We start from the raw sequence: 11,460 nt of genomic DNA, 5'->3' as shown, positions 1-11,460 counted from the left end.
GCACACATTGCTGGGGCTGCTGCGCAGCCCAATCGCGACACAAGGCCGCTCCCACAAAGGGCCGGTACCGGCGCAAGAAACAGGTACTCCCATTGCAGTCACCCGTCATGGCAAGATCAGCACTGGCCCTGATTGCGACCCCATCCATGCCGTTGCCGTTGATCTACCACGAAGATTACAGCCCGGAGTTCCCCGCTGAACACCGCTTCCCGATGGACAAGTTCCGCCTGCTGCACGACCACCTGGTTGGCAGCGGGCTGACCACCGACCAGGCCCTGCTGCGCCCGGACATCTGCCCCAACGACATCCTCGCCCTGGCCCACGACCGCAGCTACATTGAGCGCTACATGAACGGCGAGCTGTCGCGCGAGGACCAGCGCCGCCTCGGCCTGCCCTGGAGCGAGGCCCTGGCCCGGCGTACCGTACGCGCCGTCGGCGGCTCACTGCTGACTGCCGAGATGGCGCTGCAGCACGGCATCGCCTGCCACCTCGCCGGTGGCACCCACCACGCCCATTACGACCACCCCGCCGGCTTCTGCATTTTCAACGACCTGGCGGTCATCAGCCGCTACCTGCTGGAAGCAGGCCGGGTACACCGGGTGCTGATCTTCGACTGCGACGTGCACCAGGGTGACGGCACCGCGCGCATCCTGCACGACACGCCCGAGGCCATCACCGTGTCGCTGCACTGCGAGCAGAACTTCCCCGCCCGCAAGGCACAAAGCGACTGGGACATCCCCCTGCCCCGAGGCATGGGCGACACTGCCTACCTGAAGGTGGTGGACGACGCCCTCAACTACCTGTTGCCGCTTTATCAACCCGACCTGGTGCTGTATGACGCCGGTGTCGATGTGCACAAGGACGACGCCCTGGGCTACCTGCAGCTGACCGACGCAGGCGTTGCCGCCCGTGACGAAGCCGTGCTGCGCCACTGCCTGGGCCGCGATATCCCGGTGATGGGCGTGATCGGCGGAGGCTACAGCAAGGACCGCACAGCCTTGGCCAGACGCCACGGCATCCTTCACCATAGCGCGGCACGTGTCATAGGTTGTTCACAATGACTGTGGAACCGCTTGTGGATAACCTGCGCGAAAGGCGCTGTAGCCCTTTACTGGCAAGGCCTGCATAACACTGGCTATTTTTTGATCAGTGCTTCCATGGGCAGCGCTGCGGTAGAATGCGCCTCTTTTCCACAGCCTGCTGCCCACCATGCCCGATCTGAACCCCGCACCCCCTCCCCCCGCCGTCGTCATCGGTGGCGGCCCCGCCGGCCTGATGGCTGCCGAAGCACTGGCCAAGGCAGGCCTGGCGGTCGAGGTGTTCGATGCCATGCCTTCAGTGGGCCGCAAGTTCCTGCTGGCGGGCGTCGGCGGCATGAACATCACCCACTCCGAGCCCTACCCGGCGTTCGTGGCCCGCTATGCCGAACGCCAAGGCGAAATCGAGGCCCTGCTACGCGACTTCGATGCTGCCGCGTTGCGCCAGTGGATTCATGGTTTGGGCATCGAAACCTTCGTCGGCACCTCGGGCCGGGTGTTCCCCACCGACATGAAAGCCGCGCCGTTGCTGCGTGCCTGGCTCAAGCGCCTGCGCGACAACGGGGTAGTTATCCACACCCGCCATCGCTGGTTGGGCTGGAACACCGATGGCAGCTTGCGAATTGCTTATCCACAGGGCGAACGTCAGGTGAAAGCCTCGGTCGTGGTGCTGGCGCTGGGTGGCGCCAGCTGGGCGCGCCTGGGTTCTGACGGCAGCTGGCAACCGCTGCTGGCAGAACGGGCTGTGGATATCTCGCCTTTGCAGCCGAGCAACTGCGGTTTTGAAGTAGAGGGCTGGAGCGCGCTGCTCAAGGACAAGTTCGCGGGCGCACCGCTGAAGAACATCGCCCTCAGCGTCCCGGGCAGCGCACCGCGCAAGGGCGAGTTCATCCTCACCGCTCAAGGCGTGGAAGGCAGCCTGGTGTACGCCTGGTCGGCACCGGTACGCGAGGCCATCCACCGTGAAGGCTGCGGGGTATTGTTGCTCGACCTGCTGCCGGACAAGCCTGTGGACAAGATTGCCCAGGCATTGGCCAAACCACGCGATTCACGCTCCATGGCCAAGCACCTGCACAGCCAGCTGGGGATTGATGGGGTCAAGGCCGCACTGCTGCGCGAACTGACCGATCAGGCGACCTTTGCCGACGTTGATGCTTTGGCCCGGGCCATCAAGGCATTGCCTATCACCCTGGTACGCACGCGGCCGCTGGATGAAGCGATCAGCAGTGCCGGCGGGGTCCGCTTCGAGGGGCTGGATGAGGGGTTGATGGTCAAGGCCGTGCCGGGGGTGTTCTGTGCCGGCGAGATGCTGGACTGGGAGGCGCCGACCGGGGGTTATCTGCTCACGGCGTGCTTTGCCAGCGGCTTGCGCGCCGGGCGGGCAGCGGCGGATTGGGTTCGGGCTTCCTGACAGCTTGCCGGGGCGGCTTCCACAAGTACTGCGTCAATCCAGATTGTGCAGCCCATGTGGGAGCAACTGTCTTGCTCAATTTCTGAAAGCTGGCGCGATCCGTGTGGGAGCGGCCTTGCGTCGCGAATGGGCTGCACAGCAGCCCCGGGGTTTCAGCGTCGATGCAAATAATGCCGGGGNCCGCTCCCACAGGCCGGTGTTCAGCCTCAGCCCAGCGCAGTGTCGAGAAACATCATCACCGCAAACCCGCCCATCAACCCTGGGTAATGGAGCTGGGTGCAGCGCTGGGCATCAAGGTCGAGCCGGCGCTGGAAGCCCTGAAAGTCGCCGTATTCATCTAAAGCCTGGCGCAGTCCTTGTGAGAGCGGCCTTGCGTCGCCAAAGGGCCGCAAAGCGGCCCCAAAACCTCAAGGCTTGCGCTTGCGCGGCCCACCATTGAAGCTCGGCACCTTGCGTACAGCCTTCACCGCCGGTTCCGCACTGCCAGCTTCACTGCTGTCCATCCAGCGCCCCAGCCCGCGCTTGGCGCTGTTTTCTTTCGGCTTCTTGGGCTTCTTCGGTTTCTTGATAACCTGCCCACTGGCATCGGTCATAGGCACCCGGTGCTCGGGGATGAAATCCGGCTCTTCATGACGCGGCAGGGTTTGCCGGGTGAGCACCTCGATAGCCGCCAGCAGTTGCACTTCATCCGCACACACCAGCGAAATCGCCTCGCCCTTGTTGCCCGCCCGCCCGGTACGCCCGATGCGGTGCACGTAGTCTTCGGCAACGATCGGCAGGTCGAGGTTGACGACCAGCGGCAAGTCATCGATATCCAGGCCGCGGGCCGCCACATCGGTCGCCACCAGCACTTGCACCTCACGGGCCTTGAAGCTGTCCAGCGCACGCTGGCGGGTCGCCTGTGGGCGATCACCGTGGATGCCGTCGGCATTCACACCTTCGGCCAGCAAGCGCTCCACCAGTTGATCGACGCCATTGCGGGTCTTGGCGAACACCAGCACCTGCTTCCAGCGCTGCTTGCGCAGCAGGTGGCAGAACAGGTCGGCCTTGCGCTTCTTGTCCACAGGCACCAGCCACTGCTTGACGCTGGTGGCCGTGGCGTTGCGCGGGCTCACTTCGATACTGAGCGGGTCATTCAGCGCCAACCCCGCCAGCATGCGAATCTGATCGGAAAAGGTGGCGGAAAACAGCAGCGTCTGGCGCTTGCGCGGCAGTGCCGCATACACCGACTGCAGCTCTTCGGCAAAGCCCAGGTCCAGCATGCGGTCGGCTTCATCCAGCACCAGGGTCTGCACCTGGTTGAACTTCACGGCGTTCTGCCGGAACAGGTCGAGCAAGCGGCCAGGGGTAGCCACCAGCAGGTCGACACCCCGGCGCAGGCGCATCATCTGTGGGTTGATACTGACCCCGCCATACACCGCGTAAGTACTCAGCGGCAGGTTCTCGGCGTATTCGCGCACGTTGTTGTGCACCTGCTCGGCCAGCTCGCGAGTGGGCACCAGCACCAAGGCGCGGATCGAGTTGCTGGCCACCTTCTCGCCCTCCAGCGCCAGGCGCTGCAGCACCGGCAGGGCAAAGCCTGCGGTCTTGCCGGTACCGGTCTGGGCTGCGGCCATCAGGTCGCGGCCGGCCAGCACGGCGGGGATGGCTTTGGCCTGCACCGGGGTCGGGGTGGTGTAGTCCAGTTGCTGCAGCGTGCGCAGCAGCGGTTCGATCAGGCCGAGTTTGGCGAAATTCATGGCAATACCGTCAGGGGGTTCAGCGAAGGCGGCAAGTTTACCGCATCGCCCCTGCCTACTTGCAGATTTCACCTTTCAACGGTTGCACAGGTTCAGGCGCCTTGCGCCACTGCGGCAGGCCGATCAGCACCACCGCGCCGATGATCACTGCCATCGCCACACACTCTTCAGCGCCAATCTGCTCACCGGCAAAGACGATCCCCAGCAGCACCGCCACCGCCGGGTTGACGTAGGCGTAGCTGGTGGCCGCTGCCGGGCGCACGTGCTTGAGCAGGTACATGTAGGCACTGAACGCCAGGATCGAACCGAAGAACACCAGGTAGGCCAGCGCCCCCCAGCCAGCGGCGGTCGGCAGCTGTGTCATGCGTTCGCCCGATAGCACACTGCCCAGCAACAGCACCGCACCCCCGGCCAGCATTTCCGCTGCGCTGGCCATCGGCCCCTGGGGCAGCGGCAAGGTCTTGCTCCACACCGAGCCAAACGCCCAGGACGCCGCCGCGAAGATGATCAGCGCTGCACCTATCGGGCTTGCCTGCAGGTTGGAGCCCAGGTTCAGCAGGCCGATGCCCACCAGCCCAAGGGCTATCCCCGCCCACTCCAGCTTCGAATTGCGGTGCCCGAACAACAGGCCGAACAGCAAGGTGAACAGCGGCACCGTCGCCACCGCCAAAGCCGCCACGCCCGAAGCCACGCCGGCATGCTCAGCCACGGTGACCCCGCCGTTGCCACAGCTGAGCAACAAGAAACCGATCGCCCCTGCCGCCCGCCATTGTGGCCAGGTAGGTGCCGGCACGCCGCGCCAACGCAGGAAGCCGTACAGTAGGCCACCGGCGATCAGGAAGCGCACACCGGCCATGAGCATCGGAGGCCAGCTCTCGACGCCGATGCGAATGAACAGGTAAGTGGAACCCCAGACCAGATAAAGGGCCAGGAAGGCGCCAATCAGCAGCAGCGGGAAACGACGGGAGGCAGGCATGGGGAAAACTCGAAATCCGTTTACGGGTGCCTCAGTTTAACGGCCTGCCTGGGTGAAGGGACGTTACAGAACGGGTGCAAATGAGCGGCACAATTCTGGTGCATCCGGTGTGGTTGGCTTATCGCCTGGGACGATCACCTGCCAGCCCCTGACCGTACTTGGCCAGCGCTTCGCGCACTTTCGCAGCCGGGGTCTTCTGCAGCCGGCAAAGCAGCTCGTGCGACAGTTGCTGAACCCCGTGGTCCTGGTGCAACACACCCGCCAGATGCTGCAGCAGGTTGGCGGCCATTTCGGCATCGGCCATGGCCCGGTGCGCGGTCCCCGTGTCTGGCAACCCAGCCCAGCGTGTCAAAGTGCCCAGCTTGTGGTTCGGCGCGGCGGGCAGCAGCCGCCGTGACAGCAACAGGGAACACGCGAAGGGCTGGCTGCGGCTGCGGCCAATACGGCTCAGCTCGTAGTCCCAGAACTTCTGGTCGAAAGCAGCGTTGTGCGCCAACAATGGGGTGCCGCCGACGAACTCGGCCACCTCGTTCATCACCTTGTCCACCGGCGGCGCACTGCGCAGCATGGCGGTGGTGATGCCGGTCAGCCCTGCGACGAAAGCCGGCACCGGCACGCCTGCATTCATCAGGCTCTGGTAGCGCTCGACAATGCGCCCACCCTCGAGCATTACCACCGCCACCTCGGTGGCACGGCAGCCGGTACCGGGGGAAATGCCGGTGGTTTCAAAGTCGATGACAGCGATACGTTCCATGAAAAGACCTTAGTGTTTGAGCAACAGCGCGCCTTCGATGGGCACGTAGCGGGTGGCAGCACGGATCAGTGACAACGCCGTCAGCCCCGGCACGCCATACACCACCGCTTCGGTGCCATGGCGCTGGATTACCCGCTCCAGCAGCAGGTCGAAGTCACCGTCACCGGAGGCCAGCACCACCTGGTCGACCCGGCTGGCCGCGTCGATCACATCCAGGGTAATGCCCACATCCCAGTCACCTTTGGCCGAGCCATCGCTGCGCTGGATGAACGGTTTGAGACGCACCTCGAAACCGAGGTTGCGCAAGATCTGCTGGAACTGCTGTTGTTTGCTGTCGCCACGGTCGATGGCATAGGCCACCGCCTCGACGATCTGGCCTTCGCGGCTGACATCGGCCCACAGGGCGGTGTAGTTGAAATGGCAGCCGTGGGCCTGGCGCACGGTGTAGTAGAGGTTCTGCACATCGGCGAACAGCGCGATCTTTTTCACCTGGGAACCTCATTTTTGGCCTGGAGTGCCGGGGGGCTGCTGCGCAGCCCTTCGCGGACACGCCCGCCCCCACAGGTATCGCGCGTACCCCTGTGGGAGCGGGCGTGCCCGCGAAGGGGCGCAAAGCGCCCCCGGAAATGCCAGCAGTATGCCAGACCTGTCAGACGTAAGAATCGTCGTCCGAGAAGAACCCGCCGTCATCGTTGCCAAAACCACCGTCGGCGTATCCGCCCTGGTCACTGCCCCAGCCACCGTTGTCAGCCACTTGCTGCTGCCCGCCCTGGTCGTTCCAGCCACCACTGTCGCTGGCTGGCGCCGGCTCTTCCTTGATGACCTCGACGACTTCTTCCGGTTGCAAGTTGTGGTTGAACAGGCTGCTGATACCCTGCGCCAGCAGCACACCACCGGCCACACCGGCGGCGGTCTGCATGGCCCCGCCAAGGAAGCTGCTGGCCCCGCTGCGCGCAGGCGCGGCGCCATAGCCAGGCTGCGGCGCCTGAGGTTGGCCAAAACCAGGGGCCGACGGCTCGCGCCAGCCACCACCGGACACTACAGGGGGCGCCGAAGGGCGCTGTGGCTGCACCGCCGGCGCTGCGTTGCGCCCACCCGAACCAAAGATGCTGGACAAGAAACCACCCCCGCCATTGCTCGGCGCACTGCTGGTGGCTTGTGCCGCCTGAGCCTGGGCACGGGCCTGCTGCAGCTCGGCTTCCAGTTGCTTGTTCTGTTCGTCGAGGCGCTTGATTGCGGCCTCCTGCACCAAAATCGCCTGGGCCATGTAGTAAGGCGCCGCCGGTTGCTGACGCACGTGCTGCTCGATGCACGCCTGGGCTTGCGCGTCACGCGGCTGGCTCGGGTCTTCGGCTTGCTTGAGGCGGCCGAACAGGCCGTCAATCAGGGTTTGTTCTTCAGTGTTCATGGGGCGACCTCGTGGGGTAGCGGGACATCGGACAGCGTCAAAGATGGGGCGTACAGGCGCGGGATTCAATCACTGCTGCGGTGAAACTTTTTTCAGCAAGTGACAGCCCCAGGCCTGCTTTGGGCTAAAGTTAGGCCCCTGTTTTTACTGCCATGCGATGTTGACTGATGAATCCGCTGAGCGTTTTGCGCGACTCCTTGTACTTCTTCCGCCGTCACCTGCCAAACATCCTGCAGCTGTGCCTGCCGCTGGTGGTGGTGGAAGCCCTGGTCACCCAATTGCTGTACCGGCAGCTGGGCGACCAGGCATCACCGGCCTACGGCATGCTGGTCAGCCTGTTGTTCTACCCGCTATACAGCGCAGCCCTGATCCTGTACCTGGACACGCGCAGCAACGGCCAGGAAATCGCCAAGCGCGACCTGTTCGCCCGCGCCCTGCAGCTGTGGCCGCAACTGGCCCTGCTGATCCTGATCAGCTCGCTACTGATCATGGCCGGCCTTGCGCTGTTCATCTTCCCGGGGGTGTGGATCATGATCAACCTGGTGTTCGCCGAGTACCTGCTGGTGCTGCGCGGCCGGCCGGTGGTACAGGCGATGCGCGACAGCGCAAGCATGACCACCGGGCATTTCATGCGCATCATGGTCTGCGTGGTAGGCGTGCTGGCGCCGATCTGGCTGATCGACGGGCTGCTGCTGATGGCCTTCCCCGAGCCATCACCTGGGATGGAACTGGCCATGGACAGCCTCAGCGGCTTCCTGCAACTGTTCAGCACCGTGGTGCTGTATCGCCTGTTCATGTTGCTGGAAGGTGAAGCCAGCACCTGAGGCCACCGGGGAATGTTTTCGGCCTGCCGGGCTGCCCAGCCTTGGCGCCAGAGTGCACATCCTCAATACTGTTCAAGGAGTGCACCATGAACGAAACCATTCAGGCCGGGTACGCCAGGTCTTTTCGCGGCAAGCTGTACATGCGCGCCGTCGACCGGGACATCCCGCTACGCCTCAGCCGCAGTTCAGACAAGTTCGGCTGGGGCATTACCCCTGAGGATGACTGGTTGCAGGCGGGGGGAAGGCAGGACTCGCCGGTGATGGACTTTCATTACCACTCGCGGACCAATGATCGCCTGCACTACCGCATCAGCATGCCTGGGCGCCCGGAGACCAAGAAACTAGGGGTCAGCCGCAATGGTTATCTGGGCTTTTACTGGCATGCAGACGTTAGCGAATACTGGAAAATCGAGCCGCTGGCGCTGACAGATGAAGGCCTTGTCTGCCATCTGCGCGACCAGCGGGGCTACAGGGTCGGCGCCCTCACGGATACGCCGCACAGGAGTGGGGAGTGGGTAGCCTTGCTCAACGTCGAGGAAGGCGAAGTGATCACTTTCCTATTGAGGCAAGCAGATCAAGCTTCACTGGCGGGTGCAATACGATGAATGGCACGACCACTGACACGTCGTGCCCAGCACATGATTTTTTCGGCCTGCCGCACTCGGTGTTGTGCATCAGCTCCCTCTCGGCTTGGCCCGCGCCGTAGCCTCGGCCACCAGAGGGTCGTCCGGCCAGTAATGCTTCGGATACCGCCCTTTCAGGTCTTTCTTCACCTCGGCATAGGTCGTGCGCCAGAAGCTGGCCAGGTCCTGGGTCACCTGCACCGGCCGACGTGCCGGTGACAGCAGGTGCAGCTTGACCTGCTGCCGGCCGTTGGCGATGCGCGGGGTATCGGCAAGGCCGAACAGTTCTTGCAGACGCACGGCGAGAATCGGCGGGGTTTCGCTGTAATCCAGGCGGATGTTCGAGCCGGAAGGCACGGCCAAATGCGCCGGGGCCTGTTCTTCCAGGCGTTGCGGCAGCGGCCAGGGCAGCAGGTTGCGCAGGATCGACGGCAAGTCCAGCGCGGCAAAGTGGCTGAGGCGCGATACTTTGCTCAGGTAAGGCTGCAACCAGTCTTCCAGGCTGGCCAGCAGGGCCTCGTCCCCCAGGTCAGGCCATTCGCTGTGGCCATCCTTCTGCAGGTCGAGCTGACGCAACAGCGCCACACGTGCCTGCCATTGCCGCAGTTCCGGCGTCCAGGTCAGCAGGTTCAAACCTTTGCGCCGGACCAGGCCAAGCAGCGCTCGGGCCCTGGCTTCATCATCCAGCCCGGGCAGCGGCTCGCGGCTGAGGACCAGTTCGCCAACCTTCACCTGGCGCTCGGCGCGCAACACCTGCTCGCGCTCGTCCCAATCAAGGATATCGACCCGCTCGACCTGTTCGGCCAGCACACCCTCGAGCAACGCCGGATCGAATTCGGCGGCCAGATAGATCCGCTCCTCACGCTGCCCCTGGCGGCTACCCAGGTCGGCGATCACCAGCCATGGGCACTTCATCAATGCATCGACTTCGCCAAACAGGGCCGCACGGCCGTTGGCGAGCCGATACTCCGCCCCGCCCGCCCGGCGCTGCTGGGCGACCCGGTCAGGGTAGGCCAGCGCCAACAAGGCGCCCAGCCAGCGTGGGTGGTCCGGGTCGGCAACCGGTGCACCGACCTTGCCACGCAACAGGCCACGGTATTGCCGGGCCAGCTGACGAGCACGCTGCACACCACCCTGGCCGCCACGCGCAGCCTTGCTCTCACCGCTGACCAGCGCAAGCCGGCTGTGCAAGTCGGCACCACCGCCACGCTGGATGTCCCGCTCCCCCAGCAGTGCAGCCACATCGCATGCCATCTGTGCCAGGCCCAGGTCCTGGCCGCGCAGCAACAAGTGCGCGATGCGTGGGTGAGCCGGCAGTTCGGCCATGGCCTGGCCATGTTCGCTGAGGGTGTCGCGGCTGCCCGGCCGGAAGGCGCTGAGTCGCGCCAACAGGTCCTGTGCCTGGGCGTACGCTGCAGCTGGCGGCTGGTCGAGCCAGCGCAACTGCTCGGGGGTTACACCCCAGCGCGCCAACTGCAGGGCCAGCCCGGCCAGGTCGGCCTGGAGAATCTCGGCACTGCCATGGGCGGCCAGCTGGTCATGCTGGGCCTCGGACCAAAGGCGGTAGCACACGCCGGGTTCCAGGCGGCCGGCACGCCCAGCGCGCTGGGTGGCACTGGCGCGGGAAATGCGCTGGGTGTCCAGGCGGGTCATGCCGCTGCCGGGGTCGAAGCGCGGCACCCGGGCCAGGCCTGCGTCGATCACCACGCGCACGCCATCGATGGTCAGGCTGGTCTCAGCGATGTTGGTGGCCAGCACCACCTTGCGCGATCCCTTGGGCGGCGGATCGATAGCGGCACGCTGGGCATTGAGGTCGAGTTCGCCATGCAGCGGGCACAGCAGAATCTCGGGGCGCGCGCCCAGTACCTCCTGAAGGCTTTGGTGAACCCGGCGGATCTCGGCTTGCCCAGGCAGGAACACCAGCACGCTGCCGGCCTGGTCAGCCAGCGCATGCAGCACGCTGTCCACCACCCGTGGCTCGATGAACTCGCCTGGCTGGAACGGCCGCCCCCAGCGGATATCCACCGGATGCATGCGGCCTTCGCTGCTGACCACCGGGGCATCGTCCAGCAACCGCGACAGGCGCTCGCCTTCCAGGGTCGCGGACATCAGCAGAATCTTCAGTGGCGGGTCGTCACGCAGCAACTCGCGGCCGTTAAGGCTCAGCGCAAGTGCGAGATCGGCATCCAGGCTGCGTTCGTGATATTCGTCGAAAATCAGCAGGCCCACCCCTTCCAGCGCCGGGTCGGCTTGCAGGCGGCGTGTGAGGATGCCTTCGGTCACCACTTCAATACGGGTTTTCGGGCCGACCTTGCTGTCCAGACGGATGCGGTAACCCACCGTTTCCCCAACCTGCTCGCCCAGCTCACTGGCCAGCCGTTCGGCCGCTGCCCGCGCAGCCAGGCGCCGTGGCTCGAGCATGAGGATGCTCTGCCCGGCCAGCCACGGTTCGTGCAGCAGCGCCAGTGGCACGCGGGTGGTCTTGCCAGCGCCAGGCGGCGCTTCAAGCACCACTTCGTCACGGTTTTCCAGAGCCTGGCGCAGGGCGGGCAAGGCAGCATCAATGGGTAATGAAATCATGGTGGTCCTCGAACAGTCTCGCGAGTATAACGGCGAACCCAGCCTGCTCTATCATGGTCTTAACATCAGGTGCAGGCGCTTCGCTTGTCCTGCTGAACACCTTTTCGG

At 64.7% G+C, this 11,460-nt stretch carries 10 protein-coding genes; 4 read left to right on the top strand and 6 right to left on the bottom strand.

Translation table 11 applies throughout. The features are described 5' to 3' along the window. Positions 1–146 precede the first annotated feature (146 nt). Together ACTJJN_RS02225 and ACTJJN_RS02220 are read left to right on the top strand one after the other, a co-directional pair. Positions 147–1,061, top strand: coding sequence for a histone deacetylase family protein (locus ACTJJN_RS02225; protein ID WP_004576004.1), 915 nt, complete (start codon positions 147–149; stop codon positions 1,059–1,061). A 148-nt stretch (positions 1,062–1,209) separates the two neighbouring features. After that, positions 1,210–2,448, top strand: a complete 1,239-nt coding sequence (locus ACTJJN_RS02220; RefSeq protein WP_440780872.1) for a TIGR03862 family flavoprotein — start codon at positions 1,210–1,212, stop codon at positions 2,446–2,448. A gap of 407 nt (positions 2,449–2,855) precedes the next feature. On the opposite strand, the gene ACTJJN_RS02215 is transcribed toward ACTJJN_RS02220, so the two are convergent. The 5 genes from ACTJJN_RS02215 to ACTJJN_RS02195 form a co-directional block, all read right to left on the bottom strand. Then, positions 2,856–4,187 carry a DEAD/DEAH box helicase gene (locus ACTJJN_RS02215; RefSeq protein ID WP_003249817.1) on the bottom strand — a complete coding sequence of 444 codons (1,332 nt, stop codon included), beginning with the start codon at positions 4,185–4,187 and terminating at the stop codon, positions 2,856–2,858. A 55-nt stretch (positions 4,188–4,242) separates the two neighbouring features. Next, positions 4,243–5,163, bottom strand: coding sequence for a drug/metabolite exporter YedA (gene yedA, locus ACTJJN_RS02210; protein WP_440780870.1), 921 nt, complete (start codon positions 5,161–5,163; stop codon positions 4,243–4,245). Positions 5,164–5,281: 118 nt separating this feature from the next. Beyond that, the gene (locus ACTJJN_RS02205) at positions 5,282–5,917 is read right to left on the bottom strand and encodes a 3'-5' exonuclease (RefSeq protein ID WP_088513252.1); all 636 of its coding nucleotides are present in this window, start codon (positions 5,915–5,917) and stop codon (positions 5,282–5,284) included. A 9-nt stretch (positions 5,918–5,926) separates the two neighbouring features. Continuing rightward, on the bottom strand, positions 5,927–6,406 hold the full coding sequence (locus tag ACTJJN_RS02200; RefSeq protein WP_010955394.1) for a LabA-like NYN domain-containing protein: 480 nt from the start codon (positions 6,404–6,406) through the stop codon (positions 5,927–5,929). 160 nt (positions 6,407–6,566) lie between these two features. Next, the gene (locus ACTJJN_RS02195; protein ID WP_440780867.1) at positions 6,567–7,325 is read right to left on the bottom strand and encodes a DUF2076 domain-containing protein; all 759 of its coding nucleotides are present in this window, start codon (positions 7,323–7,325) and stop codon (positions 6,567–6,569) included. A 167-nt stretch (positions 7,326–7,492) separates the two neighbouring features. Between ACTJJN_RS02195 and ACTJJN_RS02190 the strand changes: the two genes are divergently transcribed. Beyond that, positions 7,493–8,149 carry a YciC family protein gene (locus ACTJJN_RS02190; RefSeq protein ID WP_003249806.1) on the top strand — a complete coding sequence of 219 codons (657 nt, stop codon included), beginning with the start codon at positions 7,493–7,495 and terminating at the stop codon, positions 8,147–8,149. An 86-nt stretch (positions 8,150–8,235) separates the two neighbouring features. Then, positions 8,236–8,754, top strand: coding sequence for a hypothetical protein (locus tag ACTJJN_RS02185; protein WP_017147973.1), 519 nt, complete (start codon positions 8,236–8,238; stop codon positions 8,752–8,754). Positions 8,755–8,823: 69 nt separating this feature from the next. On the opposite strand, the gene hrpB is transcribed toward ACTJJN_RS02185, so the two are convergent. Continuing rightward, entirely contained in the window at positions 8,824–11,352 is a 2,529-nt protein-coding gene (gene hrpB, locus ACTJJN_RS02180) for an ATP-dependent helicase HrpB (RefSeq protein ID WP_440780864.1), read from the bottom strand. Positions 11,353–11,460: the final 108 nt, after the last annotated feature.

The organism is Pseudomonas sp. 22515, assembly GCF_052044625.1.
Classification (GTDB): Bacteria; Pseudomonadota; Gammaproteobacteria; order Pseudomonadales; family Pseudomonadaceae; genus Aquipseudomonas; species Aquipseudomonas alloputida.
The sequence above is the reverse complement of the archived record's forward strand: the minus strand, read 5'-3'. Positions and strand labels throughout refer to the sequence as shown.

Excerpts from the sequence above, each read along its gene's own strand:
- ACTJJN_RS02185 (WP_017147973.1), top strand. The coding sequence starts at position 8,236 with ATGAACGAAACCATTCAGGCCGGGTACGCCAGGTCTTTTCGCGGCAAG.
- ACTJJN_RS02215 (WP_003249817.1), bottom strand. The coding sequence starts at position 4,187 with ATGAATTTCGCCAAACTCGGCCTGATCGAACCGCTGCTGCGCACGCTG.
- yedA (WP_440780870.1), bottom strand. The coding sequence starts at position 5,163 with ATGCCTGCCTCCCGTCGTTTCCCGCTGCTGCTGATTGGCGCCTTCCTG.
- ACTJJN_RS02195 (WP_440780867.1), bottom strand. The coding sequence starts at position 7,325 with ATGAACACTGAAGAACAAACCCTGATTGACGGCCTGTTCGGCCGCCTC.
- ACTJJN_RS02220 (WP_440780872.1), top strand. The coding sequence starts at position 1,210 with ATGCCCGATCTGAACCCCGCACCCCCTCCCCCCGCCGTCGTCATCGGT.
- ACTJJN_RS02190 (WP_003249806.1), top strand. The coding sequence starts at position 7,493 with ATGAATCCGCTGAGCGTTTTGCGCGACTCCTTGTACTTCTTCCGCCGT.
- ACTJJN_RS02205 (WP_088513252.1), bottom strand. The coding sequence starts at position 5,917 with ATGGAACGTATCGCTGTCATCGACTTTGAAACCACCGGCATTTCCCCC.
- ACTJJN_RS02225 (WP_004576004.1), top strand. The coding sequence starts at position 147 with ATGCCGTTGCCGTTGATCTACCACGAAGATTACAGCCCGGAGTTCCCC.
- hrpB (WP_440780864.1), bottom strand. The coding sequence starts at position 11,352 with ATGATTTCATTACCCATTGATGCTGCCTTGCCCGCCCTGCGCCAGGCT.